This window comes from Brevundimonas sp. DC300-4 (genome assembly GCF_049897365.1).
Classification (GTDB): Bacteria; Pseudomonadota; Alphaproteobacteria; order Caulobacterales; family Caulobacteraceae; genus Brevundimonas.
Map to the genome: position 1 here is coordinate 1 of NZ_JAFCWC010000010.1, position 22,569 is coordinate 22,569.

At 68.4% G+C, this 22,569-nt stretch carries 22 protein-coding genes; 9 read left to right on the forward strand and 13 right to left on the reverse strand.

Annotation, left to right across the window (positions count from 1 at the left end; genetic code table 11):
- Together ACP7AZ_RS14015 and rodA are read left to right on the forward strand one after the other, a co-directional pair.
- A partial coding sequence (locus ACP7AZ_RS14015; protein ID WP_426039258.1) for a penicillin-binding transpeptidase domain-containing protein occupies positions 1-1,284 on the forward strand: 1,284 nt, incomplete at its 5' end.
- Positions 1,281-2,438, forward strand: coding sequence for a rod shape-determining protein RodA (gene rodA / locus ACP7AZ_RS14020; RefSeq protein ID WP_426039259.1), 1,158 nt, complete (start codon positions 1,281-1,283; stop codon positions 2,436-2,438). The genes ACP7AZ_RS14015 and rodA, both read left to right, overlap by 4 nt.
- 25 nt (positions 2,439-2,463) lie before the next feature.
- Here the strand turns inward: rodA and ACP7AZ_RS14025 are convergent, their stop codons facing one another.
- Genes ACP7AZ_RS14025 through ACP7AZ_RS14035 form a run of 3 tightly spaced genes read right to left on the reverse strand, consistent with a single transcriptional unit; the run spans position 2,464 to position 4,057 of the window.
- A complete protein-coding gene (locus ACP7AZ_RS14025) occupies positions 2,464-2,649 on the reverse strand; it encodes a hypothetical protein (RefSeq protein ID WP_426039260.1) in 186 nt (61 codons plus the stop codon).
- 36 nt (positions 2,650-2,685) lie between these two features.
- Positions 2,686-3,660 (reverse strand): prolyl aminopeptidase, encoded by a 975-nt coding sequence (gene pip, locus ACP7AZ_RS14030; protein ID WP_426039261.1) that lies wholly within the window; start codon positions 3,658-3,660, stop codon positions 2,686-2,688.
- Between the two features lie 28 nt (positions 3,661-3,688).
- Entirely contained in the window at positions 3,689-4,057 is a 369-nt protein-coding gene (locus ACP7AZ_RS14035; RefSeq protein ID WP_426039262.1) for a DUF423 domain-containing protein, read from the reverse strand.
- Between the two features lie 49 nt (positions 4,058-4,106).
- On the opposite strand from ACP7AZ_RS14035, the gene ACP7AZ_RS14040 reads away from it, so the two are divergent.
- Positions 4,107-5,264 (forward strand): MFS transporter, encoded by a 1,158-nt coding sequence (locus ACP7AZ_RS14040; protein ID WP_426039263.1) that lies wholly within the window; start codon positions 4,107-4,109, stop codon positions 5,262-5,264.
- On the opposite strand, the gene ACP7AZ_RS14045 is transcribed toward ACP7AZ_RS14040, so the two are convergent.
- The 3 genes from ACP7AZ_RS14045 to ACP7AZ_RS14055 all read right to left on the reverse strand — a co-directional run bounded on the left by ACP7AZ_RS14045 (position 5,261) and on the right by ACP7AZ_RS14055 (position 8,879).
- Entirely contained in the window at positions 5,261-5,857 is a 597-nt protein-coding gene (locus ACP7AZ_RS14045; protein WP_426039264.1) for a hypothetical protein, read from the reverse strand. The genes ACP7AZ_RS14040 and ACP7AZ_RS14045 overlap by 4 nt on opposite strands.
- A 115-nt stretch (positions 5,858-5,972) precedes the next feature.
- Positions 5,973-8,540 (reverse strand): tipN, encoded by a 2,568-nt coding sequence (locus tag ACP7AZ_RS14050; protein WP_426039265.1) that lies wholly within the window; start codon positions 8,538-8,540, stop codon positions 5,973-5,975.
- Between the two features lie 147 nt (positions 8,541-8,687).
- Positions 8,688-8,879 carry a hypothetical protein gene (locus ACP7AZ_RS14055; protein ID WP_426039266.1) on the reverse strand — a complete coding sequence of 64 codons (192 nt, stop codon included), beginning with the start codon at positions 8,877-8,879 and terminating at the stop codon, positions 8,688-8,690.
- 159 nt (positions 8,880-9,038) lie between these two features.
- Here ACP7AZ_RS14055 and ACP7AZ_RS14060 point away from each other — a divergent pair, with 159 nt between their 5' ends.
- Positions 9,039-10,502, forward strand: a complete 1,464-nt coding sequence (locus ACP7AZ_RS14060) for a phospholipase D-like domain-containing protein (RefSeq protein WP_426039267.1) — start codon at positions 9,039-9,041, stop codon at positions 10,500-10,502.
- Here ACP7AZ_RS14060 and ACP7AZ_RS14065 read toward each other — a convergent pair.
- The 5 genes from ACP7AZ_RS14065 to ACP7AZ_RS14085 form a co-directional block, all read right to left on the reverse strand.
- On the reverse strand, positions 10,487-11,224 hold the full coding sequence (locus tag ACP7AZ_RS14065; protein ID WP_426039268.1) for an endonuclease/exonuclease/phosphatase family protein: 738 nt from the start codon (positions 11,222-11,224) through the stop codon (positions 10,487-10,489). The genes ACP7AZ_RS14060 and ACP7AZ_RS14065 overlap by 16 nt on opposite strands.
- Positions 11,225-11,275: 51 nt before the next feature.
- Positions 11,276-11,962, reverse strand: a complete 687-nt coding sequence (locus ACP7AZ_RS14070) for a TPM domain-containing protein (protein WP_426039269.1) — start codon at positions 11,960-11,962, stop codon at positions 11,276-11,278.
- A complete protein-coding gene (locus tag ACP7AZ_RS14075; protein ID WP_426039270.1) occupies positions 11,962-12,798 on the reverse strand; it encodes a TPM domain-containing protein in 837 nt (278 codons plus the stop codon). Before ACP7AZ_RS14075 ends, ACP7AZ_RS14070 begins: the two co-directional genes overlap by 1 nt.
- Positions 12,795-13,472, reverse strand: a complete 678-nt coding sequence (locus tag ACP7AZ_RS14080) for a LemA family protein (RefSeq protein ID WP_426039271.1) — start codon at positions 13,470-13,472, stop codon at positions 12,795-12,797. Before ACP7AZ_RS14080 ends, ACP7AZ_RS14075 begins: the two co-directional genes overlap by 4 nt.
- 68 nt (positions 13,473-13,540) lie before the next feature.
- The gene (locus ACP7AZ_RS14085) at positions 13,541-14,464 is read right to left on the reverse strand and encodes a bifunctional methylenetetrahydrofolate dehydrogenase/methenyltetrahydrofolate cyclohydrolase (protein WP_426039272.1); all 924 of its coding nucleotides are present in this window, start codon (positions 14,462-14,464) and stop codon (positions 13,541-13,543) included.
- Between the two features lie 97 nt (positions 14,465-14,561).
- On the opposite strand from ACP7AZ_RS14085, the gene ACP7AZ_RS14090 reads away from it, so the two are divergent.
- The 4 genes from ACP7AZ_RS14090 (at position 14,562) to ACP7AZ_RS14105 (ending at position 20,214) form a co-directional block, all read left to right on the forward strand.
- Entirely contained in the window at positions 14,562-16,433 is a 1,872-nt protein-coding gene (locus ACP7AZ_RS14090; protein ID WP_426039273.1) for a PPC domain-containing protein, read from the forward strand.
- Between the two features lie 180 nt (positions 16,434-16,613).
- Positions 16,614-17,780 (forward strand): lycopene beta-cyclase CrtY, encoded by a 1,167-nt coding sequence (crtY, locus tag ACP7AZ_RS14095; RefSeq protein ID WP_426039274.1) that lies wholly within the window; start codon positions 16,614-16,616, stop codon positions 17,778-17,780.
- Positions 17,777-19,279, forward strand: coding sequence for a phytoene desaturase (locus ACP7AZ_RS14100; RefSeq protein WP_426039275.1), 1,503 nt, complete (start codon positions 17,777-17,779; stop codon positions 19,277-19,279). Before crtY ends, ACP7AZ_RS14100 begins: the two co-directional genes overlap by 4 nt.
- Positions 19,276-20,214, forward strand: coding sequence for a phytoene/squalene synthase family protein (locus ACP7AZ_RS14105; protein WP_426039276.1), 939 nt, complete (start codon positions 19,276-19,278; stop codon positions 20,212-20,214). The genes ACP7AZ_RS14100 and ACP7AZ_RS14105 overlap by 4 nt, the downstream gene beginning before the upstream one ends.
- Here ACP7AZ_RS14105 and ACP7AZ_RS14110 read toward each other — a convergent pair.
- Positions 20,186-20,932: a fatty acid desaturase gene (locus ACP7AZ_RS14110; protein WP_426039277.1), complete on the reverse strand. Its 747-nt coding sequence runs from the start codon at positions 20,930-20,932 to the stop codon at positions 20,186-20,188. The two genes, ACP7AZ_RS14105 and ACP7AZ_RS14110, sit on opposite strands and share 29 nt — an antisense overlap.
- Positions 20,929-21,474, reverse strand: coding sequence for a sterol desaturase family protein (locus ACP7AZ_RS14115; RefSeq protein ID WP_426039278.1), 546 nt, complete (start codon positions 21,472-21,474; stop codon positions 20,929-20,931). The genes ACP7AZ_RS14110 and ACP7AZ_RS14115 overlap by 4 nt, the downstream gene beginning before the upstream one ends.
- 18 nt (positions 21,475-21,492) lie before the next feature.
- On the opposite strand from ACP7AZ_RS14115, the gene fni reads away from it, so the two are divergent.
- Complete coding sequence (gene fni, locus ACP7AZ_RS14120; protein ID WP_426039279.1) at positions 21,493-22,512, forward strand: type 2 isopentenyl-diphosphate Delta-isomerase; 1,020 nt, start codon at positions 21,493-21,495, stop codon at positions 22,510-22,512.
- Positions 22,513-22,569 lie beyond the last annotated feature (57 nt).

The window sequence follows — 22,569 nt, forward strand, 5'->3', positions numbered from 1 at the left end:
GTCGGCGGCTCTCGACCTGCCGTGCCAGGCAAGGACGTGGTCCTGACGCTGGACGCCGACGTGCAGAACCGGGCGCTCGAGGTGTTCGGCGACGAGTCCGGGGCCTGCGTGGTCATGGACGTCCGCAATGGCGATATCCTGTGCATGCTGTCGGCGCCGTCGTTCGACCCGAACCTGTTCGTCTCGGGTGTTCCGACCCGCACCTACCGCGCGCTCGCCGACTACGAACGCAAGCCGCTGCTGGACAAGGCGATCAACGGCACCTTCCCGCCGGGCTCGACCTTCAAGCCCGCGACGGCCCTGGCCTTGCTGGCGGCGGGCGTCGATCCGGCCGATCGCGTGAATTGCAGCGGCGTCTTCCGTACCGGTCAGCGGTGCTGGGGCCGTCATGGCTCGCAAGACATGCACAACGCGATCAAGAACTCCTGCGACATCTATTTCTACACCATGTGCAATCGGGCCGGCGTCGATCTGATCCGCGACACGGCCATGAAGCTGGGCTTCGAGCACGAGTTCGATATCGGCGTCGACAACCAGCGCAAGGGACTGCTGCCCTCCACGGAGTGGAAGCGCCGGACCTTCCCGCGTGACCCCGTCTGGCATCCGGGCGAGACCACCTCGGTCGCCATCGGCCAAGGGGCGGTCACGGTCAACGCCCTGCAGCTGGCCGTCTACACCTCGCGTCTGGCCAACGGCCGCAAGGCGATCCTGCCGCGCTTGATCAAGTCGGTCGGCGGCGTCGACCGTCCCAGCGGCGCCGAGGTTCCGGATCTGCCGTTCAGCGTCGAGCATCTGGACATCGTCCGGGGCGGCATGATCGCCGTGGCCAACGATCGGTCCGGCACCGCCTATCGCCAGTCCCAGCTCGGCCTCGGCGACATCCAGATGGCCGGCAAGACGGGCACGGCCCAGACGCGCAACTATGGTTCCGGCAGCCGTCGCTCGAACGTCTGGTCGCAGAAGGACCACAACCTGTTCATCGCCTTCGCGCCGGTCGATGCGCCGCGCTACGCCGTGGTGGTCATCATCGAGCACGGCGGCCGGGGCGGGGGCACCGCCGGGGCCCCGCGTGCCCGGGAGGTCATGCGAACCGTGCTGCTGAAGGATCCGGAGATGCGCGAACGCATCACCCGTCCGCCGCCGCCGGAAGCCACCGGCCCTCAGATTGACGAGGGCGAGATCGGCGCCGCGCCTGAATCGGCTGTCGCTCCGCCTGCGCCCAGCGTCCCGGCGACGCCTCGCCCGACCGGCGGACCGCGCCCCTATCTCTCGGGTCCGCAATGACATCCTCGGCCCTGACCCGTCCCGGCGAGCGCGAGCGACTGTCGGTCAAACTGACCCAGATCGACTGGCGATTGACGGCCCTGCTTTGCGTGATCGCCGGGATCGGCACTGCCATGCTGTACTCGATCGCTGGCGGGCACTGGGACCCCTGGGCGGCCAAGCACCTGATCCGGTTTGGCGCTCTGCTCACGATGATGCTGGGACTGGCTTTGGTGCACCCGAAATGGTGGTTCGGCGCGGCCTACCCCTTGTATGGGATGCTGATCCTCATGGTGCTGCTGATCGAGTTCACCCCGCTGGGCTATACAGCCGGCGGGGCCAAGAATTGGCTGAACCTCGGCTTCATTCGTATCCAGCCTGCCGAGTTCATGAAGCTGGGTCTCGTTCTGGCGTTGGCCCGCTGGTACCACAGTCACTCTGCCCAGGACGCGCGCTGGTCGTGGAAGCTTGTGTTTCCCGCTGGCATGATCGGCCTGCCGTTCATCCTGGTGGCCAAGCAGCCCGATCTGGGCTCTGCCATGGTCATCGGCCTGACGGGGGCCGCGGTAATGTTCCTCGCCGGTCTGAGTTGGCGGGTCATCGCGGCGGGCGCTGCGGCCGTCGTCGCCATCGTGCCGCCGTTCGTCATGTTCGGCATGCACGAGTACCAGCGCAATCGGGTTCTGACGTTCCTGAGTCCTGAGTCCGATCCGTCGGGCATCGGCTACAACATCATTCAATCCAAGATCGCCCTCGGGTCCGGCGGCCTGCTGGGAAGAGGCTATGGCCTCGGGAGCCAGAGCCAGCTGGAGTTCCTGCCGGAGCGCCAGACGGACTTCATCTTCTCGACCGTGTCGGAGGAATTCGGCTTCGTCGGATCCTTCACACTGCTGGCCTGCTATCTGGCGATCATCCTGATCGCCCTGAGAATTTCGTCGCTTTCGCACAGCCATTTCGGCCGTATCTCGTCAGCCGGCATGACAGCGTTTTTCGCCCTCTTCGTCCTGGTCAACGGAGCGATGGTGATGGGATTGGCGCCGGTGGTCGGGGTGCCCATGCCGCTGTTGTCCTACGGCGGGTCGTCGATGATGACCGTGATGATCGGCTTTGGACTGGTGCTGTCGACCCGGGTTCACCGGTACGTGGAACTGCCCAAGGGCAATGGCCTTATCTGATCGATCAGCCGGCGGCGGTGCGAGATCACCGTGCCGGGGAGGCGAGGGCGGTGTCGCGGTCTGCGCCCTCGTCGACCGCCTGGGCCAGGCCGGTCCTGAACAGGTCCTGGCTCGTGCCCCAGGCTTCGAGGGCCTTCGGGCGTGAGGAAGCCGCCATCGTGAAGGTGTGAAACCCGTCGCACCAGGTGAAAACCTTCAGCTTCACCGCCATCGGGGCCTTACGCCCTGCGCCAGCCTCGGGTTCCGCCTAAAGCGATGCGGCCCAGTCGGTGCCGCGCACCAGGCTATCGATGATGCCGGGCTCGGTCGAGGCGTGGCCGGCGTCGGGGACGATGTCCAGCTTCGCCTCGGGGAAGGCCCGATGCAGGGCCCAGGCGCTGGCGATAGGCGTAACCACGTCGAACCGGCCCTGGGCAATCCAGGTCGGGATATGGCGGATCCGGCCGATGTTTTTCAGCAGCCAGCCTTCCTCGGGGAAGAAGCCGCCGTTGACGAAATACCAGCATTCGATGCGGGCGAATGCGACGGCGAAGTCCGGTTCGGCGAACTTGTCAGGGCGGGCCGCGGGGCCTTCGACGCTGACGGTCTCTCCTTCCCAGCTGGACCAGGCGATGGCGCAGCGTTCGCGCTCGGCGCGGTCGTCGCCGGTCAGACGCTTGTAGTAGGCGCCCATCAGGTCGTGGCGCTCGTCCTCGGGGATGGGGGCGACAAACCGCTCCCAGGCGTCCGGGAAGATCATTGAGGCACCGTCCTGGTAGAACCAGTGCAACTCCTTCTTCGTCAGCAGGAATATGCCGCGCAGGATCAGGGCGTCGACCCGTTCTGGATGGGTGATGGCATAGGCCATCGAAAGGGTCGAACCCCAGGATCCGCCGAAGACCGCCCACTTGTCGATGCCGCAGCGTTCACGCAGGCGTTCGATGTCGTCGATCAGGGTCCAGGTGGTGTTGTCGTCCAGAGACGCGTACGGCCGCGACTTGCCGCAGCCGCGCTGGTCGAACAGGACGATGCGATAGATGGCCGGGTCGAAATAGCGGCGCATGCCGGCGTTGATGGCCCCGCCGGGACCGCCGTGCAGCACCAGGACCGGTCGCCCCTGCGGATTGCCGCATTCCTCGTAATAGATCTCGTGAACGCTGTCGGTCTGCATCCAGCCGGACGCGAAGGGCTCGAGCTCGGGATACAGTTCGCGTCGGGGCGTCTCGGTCACAGGGAAGGCCATTCGGTGGTCGGAGCTTTCAGGTAGGGGGTCAGGCGGTTACTGATTGTGACCGAAACGCGGCGAAGGCAAGCACCAGCCAGCCGGCGATCATCAGAACTCCTCCGATCGGAGCGACGGCGCCGAGCGCGGGCAGGCTGAGCAGGCCGAGGAAGGCCAGGGCCAGGCAGAAGATCAAGCCGCCGAAAGAGCCCAGCCACCCGGCCACGGCCCCCAGCCGACCGATCGGCGCGACGGCGCAGATGAGGGCCAGCAGGGCGTGAGCCAACTGGTAGGAGGCGCCGGTGGTCAACAGGGACTTGATCTGCGGTCCCGCTCCGTGGGCGGCTAACGCCCCTACAGCCACCGCCATAGCGCCGTTGAACGCCGCGAAGACGGCCAGGTGACGATTCCGACTCATGGGCTGAACCTAGCCCACGGATCCGTCGCCGTCTGCTATCGGATGCGCGATGACTCCGTCTCGCCGCATGGCGCTGCAGTATGTGTTGCTCTTCGGCGCCAACGGCGTGAGCCTGCCCTTCGCGGGATTGTGGTTCCGCGCGCAGGGATTCTCGGGAGCCGAGATCGGCGTGCTGCTGGCGGCCCCCATGCTGGCCCGGCTGATCACGGGACCGGCCATCGCGGTGTGGGCGGACGGATTCCGGCGGCGGCGCTCTCCCATCGCGATCCTGGGACTGATCCTGGGTCTGGGCTACGCCGGCGCCGGCCTGACCGAGGGGGTCTGGCTGCAAGGGTTCCTCTGGTTCGTCGCGGCGACGGCGATGGCCGGATTGATTCCGCTCAGTGACGTGCTGTCACTGCAAGTCGCGCGGCGGCACGGCTTTGACTTTGCCTGGCCCCGGGGTTGCGGGTCCGCTGCCTTCGTCGCGGCCAATGTTCTGATGGGGGCGATCCTGACGCGTGGCTCGGCGGACTGGGTCATCGTCTGGATCGCCGTCGCCGGGGCCCTCGTCGCCCTGACGGCTGCCACCCTCCTGCCCAGCGACCCGGTGACGGAGGGGCCCAGGATCGCCGGTCGTGAACGGCTGGCCGGGCTGGCGAGGCTGGCCGTCGATCCGGTCTTCATGACCGCCGTCCTGGCCATCGGCGCCGTGCAAGCGACGCACGGCTTCTACTACGGCTTCTCCGCTATTGCGTGGAAGGCGCAGGGGATCAGCGAGACCATGACCGGCCTGTTGTGGGCGATGTCCGTCGTGGTCGAGATCGCCTTCATGTGGTGGATCGAGCCATGGCGGAAGCGGCGCGGGATCGGCCCGGGCGTGATCCTGACGCTGGGGGGCGTGGCGGCGGTGATCCGCTGGACGGCCCTGGCCTTCTCCCCGCCGCTGTGGATGCTGTGGCCCTTGCAGGCGTTGCATGCCCTGACATTCGCGGCGACCTATCTGGCGGGCGTGCAGATTATCGAAAAGCTCGCGCCGCCGGGTGGCCACACGGCGGCCCAGACCCTGAACTCCGTAATGGCGGCCGGCATTCTGATAGGATTGGCGACCCTGGCCGCCGGGCCTCTGTACGATCGAGTCGGCGTGCTGGGCTATCTCGCCATGACCGGACTGGCCGCGATCGGTCTTCTGCTGCAGTGGCGGCTACGCCGGGTCGCGGCGGTCTAGTTGACGCGGGCGCGAGGCAGAGGCGACAGGTGGCGCGCCATGGCGGCGGCGGCCGTCTGGACGCCGATACGCAGTTGATCGACGTTCAGCGAGGCCGGGACCCGCAGCAGTCCGACCGACGGGGCGTCGGCATTGTCGGGCAGGGCGGCCAGCACGCAATAGAGCAGGTAGGAGCCGGTATCCTCCTCGCTGTCCGAGGTCGCGTCGGCGGCGAGGCCGGCGTCGATCAGTGCACGGACCATTTCGGCGGCGGGTGCGGTGGCGCGAGCCAGGGCGGGGCCGGTCTGCGAGATCTTCTTGCCGCCGTCGAGGGCGCGATTCTCGGCCCGCATCTGGACGCGGAAGCCGTTGCTCTTGCGTGTCCGTCCCACCAGCAGCACGGCGCGACAATCGGCATCTTCAAGCTGACCGGTGATCAGGGCCGCGAGGGCGGCGGGATCATCGGGACCGACCGGACGAAGGCGGGTTCCGGGCGGCGTCCATCTGGCGGCTTCCTCATCGATGGCGGTCCAGAGTGGATCATCGCTCTCATAGACGCATACGAGGATCGCAGGCCTGCGGTCGGGCTGGTTCTCGGCGATGGTGTCGAGCATGGACCCTGCTAGGTGCGTGACAACGTCATGACAGCGACCGGACGGTGTCCGCAAGCGGATGATCCCGTCAAGCCAAAAGCGGCGCTCGGGATGGTTCGGCCGGTCGATTCGTGTTTCAGGCGAGGTCGCCGACCGCCGCGTCCAGCAGCATGAAGGCGCGGCCAGCGTCGGTGGCCAGCGTGGATAGCACGGCTGCCGCGCCGCCTCGCGCCTCGTCGTTCAGCCGGCCCGCGAAGGCGCGGACATAACGTTCGGCATCGCTGCGCAACTCCGCATCACTCATCACCCGGCGAGAGACGCTGCGGACGGCGGCCGGGGCGACGCGCCGGACGATCTGCCGCGCCCGGTCGGGATCGCGCCCGGCGAAGGCGGACGCTGCCTCTTCGACCCGCGACCTGGGCAGGAGGGCATTCGGATCGACGCCCATACGGCGAATGGCGGCGGTGATCCGGTCGGTCAGGGCATCCTCGTCGGCGGGCATGACGGGGGTGTCGAGATCGAGCGGGGGCTCGCCCGGCCCGTCATCGACCAGGTCGCTCCAGTCGAGCCGATCCTTCGGCGGCGGCGCGCCGCGCGCGCCCGGATCGTCGGCGGCTGGAGCCAGCTTCAGCCGACCGCGCAGGCCGAAGCCGCGTTCGCGTTCAGGCTCGGTCGCAGTCGGGCGGAGCGGCCGTTCGCCCGCAGGCGCGGCGGGTTCAGCCAGAATGTCGCGCCGCCGCAGGGGGGCTCCGCCGTCGCCGGACACGACCCCCATCAGGCGCACGGCCTCGGTCAGCATGTCGTAGTTGCGTCGGACCCGCTCCTGGAAGCTGGCGTCCAGGGCCTCGGTGTCCTCGGCGGCCTTGCGCGATGCGGCGCCGAGGGCGGCCAGGCCTTCCTCGACGGTGATGCGGACGGATTCGGCGCGGGCGCGGGCTTCCTCGGGCAGGCGGGAGGCGCGGTCGTCCAGATCGCCGATGGCGGCATCGACCTCGGCCAGGGCCTGGGTCATGCGGGAGAGGGTGGACTCCAGTTTCTCGATGGCCCGCTCGCCGGCCTGGTCCACCAGATCGACAGTCTCGCCGACGATCCTGCGCGCGCCCTCGACGCGCGCGTCGGCTGCGGCATCCGCCTTCTGGGCAGCGTCGAAGAGAGCCTCGCCCAGCCGGTCGGCGCGGATCTGGGCCTGGCCCGTGGCTCCATCAGCGGCCTGCCGGCTTTCCTCGGCAGTCGCCTTGAGCACCGCGAGCGTTCGGCGGGTTTCCTCGATCAGGGTGTCGCGGGCCTCGGCGGCCAGGGCCTCGAAACGGTCCAGCGACTGTTTGGTGGCGGCGTCGAAGCCGTCGGCCTCGCGCTGGGACAGGTCGACCAGGGCGCGGAACTGGTCGGTTGCGGCCTCGACCAGGTCGCGCAGCCCCTCGGACGCCTTGGTGGAGGTTTCGCCGAGGTCGCCGGTGGCGGTGCGGGCCGCAGACAGCTGTTCGGTCAGCTGGGCGCGCTGGCTCTCGACCTGGGCGGAGAAGTCTTCCTGATCGGTGCGCAGGGCGTAGGCGGCGGTGACCAGGGCGGCGCGCTGCTGGCCCAGCCCCTCTTCGACGGACTGGATCTGTTCGGCGACGCCGGTGCCGGCGTTCTCGAGTCGCAGCGTCTGGCGGGCTAGGTCGTCGGCGGCCATGCGGGCGGCATCCTGCGCCTCGCCGGCGGCAGCGGCGAGGTCGGCGGCGCGGGCGGCGAGGGCGGCCTCGGCTTCGCGAAGCTGGGTCTGGGCGAGATCAGACGCATCGACGATCAGGCGCGACTGGCGCTCCACCGCGTCGAGCACGCCCGACGCCTGTCCGTCCAGGCGGCTGCCGAGGGCTGTCATCTCGTCGCGCTCGCGGCCGAGGGACTCGGTCAGGCGACGCGCCGTGCGACCGGCGGCCTCGGCGGCCTCGTTCAGGCGGCTGGTCTCCAGAGAGAGAGCCTCACGCAGCAGGGCCATGTCATTGCGGGCCCGCTCGGCGGCAAGGGCGGCCTGGTCGATGTCGTTGCGCAGGGCCGACAGGACATGTCCGGTCTGCTGGGCCGCGAGCGCCGTCGGCGCGACGAGCGCCTCGGCCAGTTCGCGGGCGCGCCGGGTTTCGGAGGCCAGGCCGGCGCCCTGACGAACGGCATGGGCCAGCATGATGGCCAGGCCTGCGGGCGCGAGTGCGATCAGGGCGTAGATGGCCAGGCGCAGGGGATCGGGCGAGACCGCGCCGGAACCGACCTCATAGGCCGCCCAGGAAGCGACGCCGCCCATCCACAAGGCCGCGGCAATCCCGGCGATCAGATAGGAAGGGCCGGACCGCACCTCGGCGGGGCTCAAGGCAATCGCCGCTGCTGTAGGCGCGGGCGGCGAAGCCTGGGTGGCGGGCGGGGCGCCGGCGCTGGTCGAGAAAGCCAGGGGTTCGATCGCCGGTTCAGCCTCTTCTGACCGGATCGGAGGCGCGACAGGGGCTGTGGGGTCGGGCTCGGCGGGCGAGGGAAATTCGAGATCAGCGGCGCTCCGCTCCTGCTCCAGCAGGCGACGGCGACGACGCTCCGACATCGGACGTTCGGGGGCGGCCTGGGGCTTGGCGACGAGTTCGGGAGTGGCGGCGTCCTCGAGTCCGGCCGTCGCGTCGCCCGGGGGCGCCGGTTCGGGGTCGGACAAGGTCAACGGCGGCCGGGAGCGGGACTTCATGGTGCGCGGATCTCAGGTGGGCTGGCGCGTGACGCAGGAGTCGTGCGCAGCCGCAACCCTAGACCATTTTGCGTGGGTATCGACCCGCCGTTGCGTCAAAAAATGGATCAGAGGTATGTACCCGGCCGATTTCGGCGGGCGGCGCGACTAGCAGTCGTTCGAGCGAGGCGCTGTTATGAGCGCCTTGGTTGGCGCCTCGGGGCAATCACTGACGCGATGGACTTCGCGATCAGGGCGGGGGGCAGCGTTCAGGTCCACGCCGAATTGAGCCAAGGCCGCCGTGGCGAGCAGGGCGATGAAGCCGGCTAGCAACTCGATCAACGCCTGCACGATCGGCACTCCCCCATTCCGGCTTTACCTTATGCCTGATTTCGGCGAACGGGACAATCCAGCCTGGAGGCGCCATTGACCAGCGGGGCGCGGGCATGGAACGGAAGACGGGTCCGGGCGTCTCTCCGAGCCGGACGCTCGATCACCGACGCCGGCAGGGACACCGATATGGACGCCGCCCAAGGCCCGTTGCTGGACACAGCCGCCCTGTTGGCGCCCGGCGAGACCTGCTGGCGGGTCGAGCGGGCGGACCGGCTGTCGATCCTTATGGAGAACGGCGCCTATTTCGAAGCCCTGGCCTCGGCTCTGTCCAAGGCGCGGCGTTCGGTGGTGATTCTGGGCTGGCAGTTCGACCCGCGGACCCGGCTGGACCCCGAGACCCGGCCCGGCGACAAACAGGCCGAGATCGGCCATTTGCTGCGGATGATGGTCAAGACCCGACCGGAACTCGACGTGCGGCTGCTGATCTGGAAGTCGCCGCTGCTGATCGCGGCATCGCAGGGCTTCTATCCGCACAAGGCCCAGGCCTGGTTCAGGAAGCGAATGGTCGAGTTCCGGCTGGATACGCCGGGCCCCATCGGCGCCTGCCATCACCAGAAGGCGATCATCATCGACGACGCCGTGGCCTTTTGCGGCGGCGGGGATATCTCGGTCGATCGCTGGGATTCCGAGGCACATGCGGACGATGATCCGAGACGCTGCCAGCCATCGGGGATCATCTCGCCGCCCCGGCACGAGACCATGTGCGTCATGGACGGAGCGGCGGCGCGCGCTCTGGGCGATCTGGCGCGCGAGCGCTGGTTCAAGGCGACCTGGGAGCGGACGGTGCCGGAAATGGTCGATGGCGATCCCTGGCCCGAGGGTCTGGCGGTCGACTTCCACGACACGCCGGTCGGGATCGCCCGAACCGAGCCCGGCTTCGGCGGTCGTCACGAGGTACGCGAGAACGAGAGACTGCACCTGGAGGCCATTCGGGGCGCACGGAAGCGGATCTATATGGAGAACCAGTATTTCACCTCGCCGATCGTCGCCAACGCCCTGGCCGAGCGGCTGGACGAACCGGACGGGCCGGAGATCGTGCTGGTCTCGACGGGACGCAGCCCGAGCTGGTTCGACAGCATGACCATGGACACGGCGAGGGCCGAGGTCCTGTTCCGGCTGGAAAGCGCTGACCGGCACAACCGCTTCTTCGCCTTCAGCCCCAATACGAAGAACGGCGAGCGGATCATCGTCCACGCCAAGGTGACTGTGGTGGACGACGTCTTGCTACGGATCGGCTCGACCAATCTGAACAACCGGTCGCTAGGTTTCGACACCGAGTGCGATATCGCCATCGCGCCGGAGGATGAGGCGGGCCGCCAGGCCATCCGGCATTTTCGGCATCGGACTATCGGTCACTTCATCGGCGTGACCGCGGACGAATTCGGGGCGGCCGAGGCCGTCTGCGGCTCGACCGGCGAGGCGATCCAGAAGTTCGGCAGTGGCAGGATGTCGCCGTTGGGCGCGACGCCGCCGTCGATGATCCAGCGCACCATCGCCGAGTTCCAGTTGGGGGACCCGACCTCACCACGGGACGCCTGGCGGCCATGGAAGCGGCGCAACCGCTCGCAGCGGCTTCAACCGACGGGCTGAATCTCGAAATCGACCACCAGGGGCAGATGGTCCGAGGCCATCCGCGACAGGGGCGAGAAGGGCGCGCGGACGCCGGTGATTCTGATCTCCTGGCTGACGAAGACGTGGTCGATGCGGATCGCGGGGAAGCCGGACGGGAAGGTCTTGATCGTCGGACGCAGACCCAGCTGGCGCTGACAGTCGGCATGGTTCCGCGCCAGCGTCTGGTAGGGGCGGGTGATCGAGGTGGCGTTGAAGTCGCCGGCCAGCAGCGTCGGGCCTTTGCAGTCCGGATGGCCGAGCCAGTCCTTGCCGACCAGGGCCGCCGCCTGGAGCCGCTGCTCGCGCGGGACCAGCCCGAGGTGGGTGGTCAGGACGTTGATGTCGACGCCCTCAATGTTGACGCGCACCCACAGAGCGCCGCGCGGCTCCAGTCCCGGCACGCCGCGCACGGTAGGGAGGGCGCCGACGTGCATCAGGGTTTCCGGATGCCCCGTCAGAATAGCATCGCCGTACTCCTCGGCCTCGACCCGCATGGCGGCGTGGAAGCGGACGGCCATCGACAGGCGGTCGGCGATCGCGCGCGCCTGGTCGACCCCCCCGGTGCGCGCGCGGCCGACGTCGAGTTCCTGCAGGCAGACGATGTCGGGTTCGAGCTCGGCGATCACGCCGACGATACGCTCGACATCCAGTCGCTTGTCGACCCCGACACAGCGATGAACGTTATAGGTGACTAGCCGCATGGCGGCACCGGCTAGGCCAATTCCCCGCCGAAAGCGAGACCGCGCGCAGCGTCAGATCTCGACCAGCCGGTCGGGGACTTCGTTCGGATTGCGCGGCCTGGGCGGGAAATGTTCGGCCAGGACGCCGCCCACCAGGGCGATGGCCCGTTCAAAGCCTTCGGCAGCGCGTCGGTCGCGCAGTCCCTCGGTCAGAACCTGGACCGCGTCGGCCCAGATCGCCTGATCGACACGCGAGTGGATTCCCTTGTCGGCGATGACCTCGACCTGTCGATCGGCCATGGCGGCGAAGATGAGCACGCCCGTGCGGTGCTCTGTGACATGCAGGCCGTGGGCCAGGAACTGATGCATGGCCGCCTGGCGCGTCCGGTCGCGGCGCACCCCGCGCGGCGTGGTCAGTCGGGTCAGGGCGGGGACCCGCAACAGAACATAGACTGCCAGGAACACAGCGGCCTGGACCACCGCATAGACCCCGATGGCCCGACCGATGGTCAGGTTCAGGGCCGACAGATGCCCGGCCTCCCAGTTGTCGGCCAGACCCGGGAACCAGGCGGACTCGAAGCCGAACGGGATCAGAATGAGCGGCAGGAGCAGGGCCGCCGCCGCCGCCCAGGCCAGGCTGATGTCGCGGTAGCTCGAGACCCGTCCCGCCAGGACGCAGAAGATTTCGCCGGAGGTGCGCGCCTCCGCCGCCGCGATGGCGCCCGCGACGCGCGCGTGTTCGCCGGAGTTCAGTCGCATCACCATCCGCCCGAGGCCCCCCCGCCGCCGAAGCTGCCGCCACCGCCGGAGAACCCGCCGAAGCTGCCCCCCGAACTTCCCGAAGAGCTGCGCGAAGACCCCCGTGAGACGTTGGACAGGATTTCCGCCGCTCCCCAGACGAGGATCGGATCAATTCCGCTACGCCGCGCGCCGCGTTTGCGTCCCCGCCGCCCGATGCCGCGCAGCAAGCTCAGGAAGAAAAAGATGAAAATCAGGGCTATGACGATGCCTGGGAAGATCGGCGCTTCCGCCTCGCTGGGCGCGGCCGCAGCGGCGCGGGCGGCGGCCTCAGCGGGGTCCAGGCGCAACTGGGCAATGACGGCGTCTACCCCGGCCTCGATACCCCCGGCATAGCCGCCGTCGCGGAACGGCGGCAGGATTTCGGTCTGGATGATCTGGTTGGACAGGGCGTCGGTCAGAACGGGCTCAAGACCATAGCCGACCTCCAGCCGGACCTTGCGTTCATTGGGGGCCACGATCAGCAGCACGCCGCTGTCATTCTCCGCATTGCCGATGCCCCAGGCGCGCCCGAGGCGGTAGCCGTAGTCCTCGATCTCATAGTCCTGGAGGCTGTCGAGGGTGACGACGACGAACTGGTCGCCCGTGTCCGTCTCCAGCCGGGTCAATTTGGCGGTGATCGCAGCCTCTGTGTCGGGCGTCAGCAGTTGGGCCTGATCGACGACACGACCGGACAGGGCGGGAAAGGTCGGGTCGGCCGCGAAGGCGTGCGGGACGAGCGCGAACAGAACCGTCAGACCCGCGATGAGGATGGCCAGAAGAGAGTGTGCCGGCCGAACTGACTTGATCGGGCTCACCGGGCGGGCGGCGTCAAACCGGGGGCGACGGCGGCGGCCGCGCCGCCCGTCGCGACCGGTGTCTGGCCGTCGAGATTGAACTGCACCTGGGGCGCGCTCTGGGCCTCGGTCGTCGCGGTGAACAACTGCATCGGCTCCTCACCCGCGAAGGCGGTCTTGGCCCAGATCACGGTCGGGAAGGTGCGCAGACTCGTATTGTAGTCGCGAACCGCCTCGTTGTAGTCGCGCCGCGCGATGGTGATGCGGTTCTCGGTGCCTTCGAGCTGCGACTGGAGCTGGAGGAAGTTCTGGTTGGCCTGCAGCTGAGGATAGGCCTCGACCGTCACCAGCAGGCGCGACAGGGCGCTGGTCAACTGGCCCTGCGCCGCCTGGAAGGCCTGGAAGGCGGCGGGATCGCTGAGCGTCTCGGGCGTGATCTGGACCGCCGTGGCCCGGGCGCGGGCCTCGATCACCTGGGTGAGGGTGGTGCGCTCCTGGATGGCTGAGCCCTGGACGGTGGCGACAAGATTGGGAATCAGGTCGGCGCGCCGCTGATACTGGCTCTGGACGTCGGCCCACGCCGCCTGGGCGCGCTCCTGCTTGGTCGGGATGGTGTTGTAGCCACAGGCCGCCACGCTCTGGGCGGCGAGAAGGATGGCGACTGAACCGACGAGACGAGATGCGCTGCGAGCCATGAACCCCTCCATCCGACGGCCGATCGCCGCAGGTCACCCCGGGACTATCAGCGGTTCGTGACGGCGCTTCAAGCGTCCAGACGTTCCGGCTCGATCCCGGCCGCGCGGCAGGCGGCGTTATAGGTGTTGGCCAGGAGGCAGGCGATGGTCATCGGGCCGACGCCGCCCGGGACCGGCGTGATCGCCCCGGCGACCGTGACGGCCTCAGCAAAGGCGACGTCGCCGACGACTCGTGTCCTGCCCTCGGCCGCCTTGACCGGGTCAGCGGAGGGGACGCGGTTGATGCCGACGTCAATCACGGTCGCGCCTGGCTTGATCCAGTCGCCCCGGATCATCTCCGGCCGGCCCACGGCGGCGACCAGGATGTCGGCGGCGCGGCAAAGGGCCGGCAGGTCGCGGCTGCGCGAGTGGGCGATGGTGACGGTGCAATTCTCGGCCAGCAGCAACTGGGCCATCGGCTTGCCCACGATGTTCGAGCGCCCGACGATGACGGCGTTCAGGCCCGACAGGTCGCCGAGCTGATGCTTCAGCAGCATGGTCGACCCCAGGGGGGTGCAGGGCACGAGACCGGGCAGTCCAACCGCCAGTCGCCCGGCGTTGACGACATGGAACCCATCCACGTCCTTGTCCGGGTCGATCGCGCCCAGCACCGCCGAGGAATCGATCCGCGCGGGCAGAGGCAACTGGACCAGGATGCCGTGGATGCCGGCGTCAGCGTTCAGTGTCCCGACCAGGGCCAGCAGTTCGGCCTGGCTGGTCGTGTCGGGCAGGCGGTGGGTATCCGAACGCATCCCGGCGCGGGTGGTCGTCTCGCCCTTGTTGCGGACGTAGATCTGGCTGGCTGGGTCCTCGCCGACGATGACCACGGCCAGGCCCGGCTTGAGCCCGTGGGTCGCCTCCAGCCGCGCCGAGGCGGCGGCGACCCGCCCCACCAAACCGGAGGCGAAGGCCTTGCCGTCGATGATCGCCGCGCGCGTGTCGGGTCCGGCCATGGGAGGCCCTCTTTCGTCAGGATTCGATAAGGTCCGGGCGATTTACAGGCGTCACGGTTCAGCGTCTATGTTCCCTCCACAGAACAGGGGACTTCCAATGCGCCGCTCTACCTTCATCATGACCGTCAGCGTGATCGCGCTGTTCGCCGCCGGCCAGGCCGCGGCCCAGGACGCCGCGCCTCTGCGCGTCGGCCAGACGGTCAACGGTCAGCTGACTGCAGAGGACACCAAGGTCGATAGCGAGGAACTCGGCCAGTACCTCTACGACACCTGGTCGATCCAGGCGCGCGACGGCCAGCGACTGGAAGTCACGATGCGGTCGGACGCCTTCGACACCTATCTAGAAGCCTATGAGGGCTCGGATACGGGCGAGGCGATCGCCATGGACGACGACGGCCTGCGCGAGGGCACCAACTCGCGCCTGCGCTTCTCGGCCGACAACGGAACCTACATTATCCGCGCCCGCACCCTGGGCGGTCTGGAAGGTGGCGACTACACCATCCAGGTGACCGACCGCGGGCCCGCGCCCCGCGCCCCGCGCCCGACCGCCATCCGCATGGGCGACGACGTCGACGGCGCGATCAGCGACCGCAGCCCGAGCGAAGAGGACGGGCAGTACGGGGAGTACACCTACAACGGCTACAGCTTCCGGGCGCGTCAGGGCGAGCGGTTCGCCATCACGCTCGAGAGCGATGACTTCGATCCGATCGTGCGTGTGGGCCGGATGGGCCGCGGCGGTGCGTTCGAGGAACTGGCCCAGAACGACGACTCCGGCGCCGGCGGCCTGAACTCCTATCTGATCTTCACCGCCCCCTCGAACGGCGAGTACGTGATCCGCGCCGCGCCCCTGGATGGTTCGGCCGACGGCGACTACGAACTGGCCCTCGCCGAGGCCCCGCCGCCGCTGGTGGCGCGTCCGATCGCCGTCGGCGAGACGGTCGAGGCTTCGCTGGCCGCCGGCGACGGCGGCAACGCCTTCGGCACGCGCGCCGACGCCTACGCCTTCACCGGAACGACGGGCCAGCGGATCGTCGCGACCATGAGTTCGGACGCGTTCGATACCTATCTCGAGCTGTTCTCGGAGAATTCCGACGAAGCCGGCGGTCGTTATGCGCTGGATTCGGACGACGACGGCGCGGGCGAGGGCACCAACTCCCGCCTGACCTACACCATCCCGTCCGACGGCCAGTACACGATCGAGGCCCGGGCCTTCACCGGTCAAGGCGAAGGCGCCTATACCCTCACGTTCGAGGAGGCGCCGCCGCTGCCGGCGCCGGTCGCCTTGTCCTGGGGCGCGACGGTGCAGGGCGAGATCGTCGCCGAAGATCCGCGCGACGACGAGAGCCGTGGTTTCGACGCCTATACCTTCAGTGGAACGGCCGGAAACCGCATCCAGCTGATCATGCGCTCAGGCGACTTCGACACCTACCTCCAGGTCGGCAGCCCCGAGGGCGACTTCTACGCCATGGCCTCGGATGACGACGGTCTGGGCGAAGGCACGGACTCGCGCCTGAACTACATCCTGCCGTCCGACGGGGAGTTCATCGTTCGCGCCTCGCCGCTCTATGCGGACGCCGACGGTCTGTATTCCCTGGAGCTGCTGGATCGCGGTCCGCAGCCCCTGCCGGGCAGCATCCTCGTCGGCGCCACGGCGCGCGGCACGCTGGGTGAGGACGACGCCCTGGCCGAGGACGGCAGCTTCTATGATGCCTACAAGATCTCGGTGAAGGCCGGCGACAAGCTGCGTTTGACCATGGTTTCCAACGAGTTCGACGCCTTCATCGATATCGGTCGCGAGGATGAGGCCGGCGTCTTCACCTCAGTGGTCTCGGACGACGACAGCCTGTCGGACACGCATGCCAAGGTCGACTGGGCGGTCGAGGAAGAGGGCGATTACGTCATCCGCGCCCGCAGCTTCTCCTCGGGCCAGTCGGGCGCCTACGCGCTGACGATTGAACCCAAGGAGTAGTCGATTGCCGTTCGCCGCCAATCGGTGAGTTGGCGGCGACTTCGACTACGCAAAGCCAGCTGTCAGCCGGCGATTTCGGTGACGATGGCGACGCAGATTTCTGCGGATTACGCAGAGACTGCATCTTCAGGGAGGCCTCGATGCGTTCGCGTCGGGGCCTCTTTCGTTTAAGGATCGGACATGGCTGCGCTCGAGCATGATCTGATCCTTGTCGGCGGCGGTCTGGCCTCCAGCCTGATCGCCTGGCGACTGGCGCTCGACCGGCCGGACTTGCGCGTCGCGGTGGTCGAACGGGACGGGCGGCTGGGTGGCGAGCACACCTGGTCCTTCTTCGATGGCGACATTCCGGCCAGGGATCGCGCCTGGCTGGAGCCCGCGACGCCGCACCGCTGGCCGGACGGGTATGAGGTCTTTTTTCCGGGGCTGAGCCGGGTGCTGCAGACGCCGTACAACAGCCTGACGTCCGATCGGCTGCACGCGACCGTCGCGCCGCTGCTGGGTGACCGCCTTGTCAAGGGCAGGGCGGTCGAGGTCCGACCAGACGGTGTGACCTTGTCAGACGGGCGGGTGCTGGGGGCGGCCGGGGTGATCGACGCGCGGGGCCCTGCGCCGACGCCGCATCTGGACCTGGGCTGGCAGCTGTTCGTCGGCCGGACGGTAAGGCTGACCCAGCCGCACGGCCTGACACGTCCGACGATCATGGACGCCACGGTGGGTCAGGGCGACGCCTACCGGTTCGTCTATCTTCTGCCGTTCGATGAGCGGACGGTGCTGGTCGAGGACACCTATTATGTCGATGGGCCGATGCTGGACCGGGCGCTGCTGAACCGGCGAATCGACGCCTACATCTGCTCGCGTGGCTGGAGCGTCGAGGCCGTGGTCGGCGAGGAGGAGGGCGTCCTGCCCATCGCGCTGGACGGCGACATTGACGCCTTCTGGGCCGAGGGACCACCGGTGGCGCGCGCGGGTCTGGCCGGAGCGCTGTTCCACCCGACAACGGGATACTCCCTGCCGGATGCGGTCGCCGTGGCGCGACTGGTGGCGGAGGCCGACGACCTGTCCTCGGCGGCTCTGCGGACACTGATTGAGGGATATTCGAAATCGCTCTGGGCCAGGCGCGCCCATTATCGGCTGCTCGACAGAATGTTGTTCCGGGCGGCGGAGCCGAGGGAGCGGTGGAAGGTGCTGCGACGCTTCTACGGCTTGCCGGAACCCCTGGTGAGGCGTTTCTACGCAGGCGCCAGTACGGCGCTGGACAAGGTCCGCATCCTGGCAGGAAAACCCCCCGTGCCCGTCGGTCGGGCGCTGAGGCAACTCCGGGAATCCGGGCGAGGAAAAGCGGAATGAGAGACGTGACGGCCAAGCGCGCGGTAGTGATCGGCGCCGGCTTCGGAGGCATCGCCCTGGCCATTCGCCTCCAGCGCGCGGGCGTGCGGACTACCCTGATCGAGAAGCGCGACAAGCCCGGCGGCCGCGCCTACGTCTGGAAGGAACAGGGCTTCACCTTCGACGCGGGCCCCACGGTCATCACCGACCCCGACTGTCTGACCGACCTGTTCGAAGGCACGGGCCGGTCACTGTCCGACTATGCCGAACTTCTGCCGGTCGATCCCTTCTATCGGCTTTGCTGGGAGGACGGGGCGTCGTTCGATTACAACGACGACCAGGCCGCGATGGAGCGCCAGATCGCGGCCTTCAATCCGGCCGATGTCGAGGGATACAACCGGTTCCACGCCTATTCCGAGGAGCTGTACCAGGAGGGATACCTCAAACTTGGCGCGGTGCCTTTCCAGTCCTTCTGGTCGATGATCAAGGCGGCGCCGGAGCTGGCCCGGCTGGAAAGCTGGAACAGCGTCCACGCCATGGTCGCCCGCTACATCGAGGACCCGCATCTGCAGCAGGCCTTCAGCTTCCATACGCTGCTGGTCGGCGGCGATCCGTTCAAGACCAGCTCCGTCTATGCCCTGATCCACGCCCTGGAGCGGCGCGGCGGCGTCTGGTTCGCACGCGGCGGCACCGGGGCCCTGATCGCCGGGCTGGTGAAGGGGTTCGAGGATCTGGGTGGGACCGTCCGCCTGAACACCTCCGTCGAGCGCATCGAGACCGAAGGCGACCGGGCGACCGGCGTGACCCTCGACACCGGCGAGACGATCCCTGCCGACATGGTCGCGTCGAACGCCGACGTCGTCCACACCTACGACAAGCTTCTGGGCCGGACCCCGCGCGGAAAGGCGAAAGCGAAATCGCTGAAATCCAAGCGGTTCTCGATGTCGCTGTTCGTGCTGCACTTCGGCACGTCAAAGCCCCAGCCGCAGCTGGCGCATCACACGATCTGCTTCGGTCCGCGCTATCGCGAACTGATCTCGGAAATCTTCTCCGGCCCGACCCTGCCCGAGGACTTTTCCCTTTATCTGCACGCGCCCTGCGCCACCGACCCGTCGATGGCGCCCGAGGGGATGAGCAGCCACTACGTCCTGTCGCCCGTCCCGCACCTCGGCGCCGCCGACATCGATTGGGAGACCAGGGGGCCGGAGTATCGCGAGAAGATCATCGACTACCTGGAGGAACGGTACATCCCGAACCTGCGCCGCGATCTGGTCACGACGCGCATCTGGACGCCTGCCGATTTCAAGGAAGACCTCAACGCCCACCTGGGCTCGGCCTTCTCGCTCGAGCCCATTCTGACGCAGAGCGCCTGGTTCCGGCCGCACAATCGCGACGATGTCATCTCGAACCTGTATGTCGTCGGGGCTGGCACCCATCCCGGGGCGGGCATCCCCGGCGTGGTCGGCTCGGCCAAGGCCACGGCGGGGCTGATGCTGGAACAGGCCGCGCAGAGCCAATGACCGACGCCGTCCTCGCCGCCTCCAAGGCCTCGATCACCAAAGGGTCCAGGAGCTTCCGCTCCGCCTCGCGGCTGTTCGAGCCGGCCGTGCGCGAGGACGCGTGGTTGCTCTACGCCTGGTGCCGGGCCTGTGACGACGAGATCGACGGACAGGACCACGGCTTCGGCCACGAGGAATTGTCGGTCGAGGAGCAGCAGCGACGTCTGGCCCGCCTCTACGACATGACCCGGCGCGCCATGACCGGCGAATCCATGCCTGACCCGACCTTTGCCGCCTTCCAGCGCGTCGCCATCCGCCATCGCCTGCCGGAGCGCTGGGCGATGGATCTGATCGACGGCTTCGCCATGGACGTGGAGCATCGGGACTATCGGACGCTCGAAGACGTCATGGCCTATTGCTGGCATGTCGCCGGTGTCGTCGGGGTCATGATGGCCCGCGTGATGGGAGTGACCGACGCCGAGGTCCTGCGCCGGGCCCAGGATCTGGGTCTGGCCTTCCAGCTGACCAATATCTCGCGCGACGTGATCGAGGACGCCGAGGACGGCCGCGTTTACATGCCGTCGGACTGGCTGGTCGAGGCGGGGCTGGAACCGACGGCCCAGGCCGTCGCTGACCCGGCGAACCGGGCGGTGGTGCATGCCGTGACCCAACGTCTTCTGGCGGCGGCCGAGCCCTATTACGATAGCGCGCGGGACGGATTGCGGGGCCTGCCGTTCCGATCCTCGATGGCGATCGCGGCCGCGCGCGGCATCTATCGCGAGATCGGCCGCAAGGTGCGTCGACGCGGGCCGGGGGTGTGGGTCAAGCGGGTGTCGGTCGGCCGGGCGATGAAGCTGTGGCTGTTCGGGCGGGGGGCGATGATCGCAATCTGGACCCAGGTCCTCGATCGCGGGAAGGCGCCGCCGCCTAGACCGGGGTTGTGGACCCGGGTCTGACTGTTTCGCGCCGGACGTCCGGCAACCGCCACCACGGCGTCCCCGGTGAGAGATGGTGCTCGTGGTGCATGCCGAAGTGGAAACAGGTCAGCAGTGATGCGATCCACGGCATCGGAATCGTCCGGGCGTTGTGATGGTCGGCGAAGGCCTCGGCACCCTGGTCGTGTCGATGCGGCAACCAGGTGCCGAAGACGAACAGCTGCAAGGCGCTCAGGATCGCCGGTAGCGCCCAGAACAGGATCATATTGGCGACATGGGCGCCGATCAGCAGATATGCGATCAGCACAGCCGTCACGATGGCGAACTCCCGCCCGCCGAAATAGCGCATGAAGAAGCTGTAGAACCAGGGCGCGAAGGCTTCGGGTCGCGCGGCGTGGAAGTCCGGGTCCTCGGCCTGGCCGGGCGTCCGGTGATGCTGATGGTGGCTGCCGTTGAGCTTGCGGTAGGAGAAGGCGGCATAGGCCCCGACGCAGATCTGCCCCACCACGGCGTTCACGCGCGGACGGCCGGGCGCCAGCGAGCCGTGCATGGCGTCGTGGGCGACGATGAACATGCCGGCGCCGAGCCAGCTCTGGGTCAGGATGATCAGCGGTACGACCGCGACCGCCGGCCAGGTCAAGGGCTGGAAGAAGACGCCCCAGACATGCAGCGTCGCCCAGCCGCCGACGATCAGGGCGGCGAGGCCCAGGCCGATTGCGCTCTGGCGGCCGGCTGTCACTCCGGGGCCTGGGCGGCGCGTTCGGTGCGGCGGGCCTTCAGGACGGCGCTGAGGCGGTGCGGGTCAGGGGCGAAGACGAAGCCGAACGACACGGCGCCTTCCCGCGTCTGGACCGCGTGATGCAGTTTGTGCGCCTGGACCAGACGGCGGGCGTAGCCGTTCTTGGGCATCCAGTGAAACGGCCAGCGCTGATGCACCAGTCCGTCGTGCACGAAGGCGTAGACGGCGCCGTACAGGGTCACCCCCAGCGCTATGGCCCGCACCCACCACAGACCCGTCAGCCAGGCGATGACGAACAGGCCCGTCCCCACGATCGCGCCGACGACGCCATAGAGGTCGTTGGTCTCGAACGTCTTGTCGTGGGGCTCGTGGTGATCGCGGTGCCACCCCCATCCGAGGGGCCCGTGCATGACATAGCGATGCGTCCACCAGGCGACGCCCTCCATGAGGAAGAAGACGGCCAGGGTCAGCAGGGTGAACCACACGGGAAGCATGGGCGGCAGGATACGCCTGCGCGGCCGCTGTTCCAACCGTGGCGTCATGCCGCTAAGCAGTCTTGCATGGCCGACGACGTGATCCGCGACCGCAAGGACCAGCATCTGGACGTCGTTCTGGCGGGCGGCGGCCGGCATGCGCACGACGCCGGGTTCGATGCGATCCGCTTCGTGCATGAGGCCCTGCCGGATCTGGATCACGCCAAGATCGACCTCGGCGCTGACTTCCTCGGCCGACGACTGAAGGCGCCGCTGCTGATCAGTTCGATGACCGGCGGACCCGCCCGGGCCGAGACGATCAACGCTCATCTGGCCGAGGCGGCGCAGGCGCTGGGTATCGCCCTGGCGGTGGGCTCCCAGCGGGCCGCGCTTCAGGGCGGGGCGAGCGGTCTGGACCAGTCTCTGCGCCGGCGGGCGCCGGACATGCCGATCCTGGCCAATATCGGCGCGGCCCAGCTGACGCGGGGCTTCGGCCTCGAGGAGGCGCGGCGGGTCGTCGACATGATCGGGGCCGACGCCCTGATCGTCCATCTGAACCCGCTGCAGGAAGCCTGTCAGCCCGAGGGCGACCGTGATTGGTGGGGCGTCGGCGCGGCGCTTGAGGCGCTGGTGCGACGGTTGGACGCGCCGGTCGTCGTCAAGGAGACGGGCGCCGGTCTGTCGGCGGCGACGGCGCGACGTCTGGCGGAGATGGGCGTGGCCGGGCTCGATGTGGCCGGAGCGGGCGGGGCGAACTGGGGGCTGATCGAGGGTGAGAGGGCGGCCCATCCGGCCGACAAGGCGCATGCGCTGGCCTTCGCCGACTGGGGCATTCCAACCGCCGTGGCGATCGCCCAGGCGCGGGCGGCCTGTCCGGACATGGTCCTGATCGGATCGGGCGGGGTCCGCGACGGCGTCGATGCGGCCAGGGCCATCCGGCTGGGCGCCGACATCGTCGGTCAGGCGGCCGGCGTGCTCAAGGCCGCGACCCTCTCGACTGAGGCGGTGGTCGAGCATTTCCAGATCGTCATCCGCCAGCTGCGCACCACGTGTTTCTGCACCGGCTCGGCCAATCTTCAGGACCTGAGGCGGGCGCGACTGCAATAGAAGCGGACGCCAAGCACGTAGAGGTAGAGATCGACGTCCGCTGCGCCCCGCTCAAGT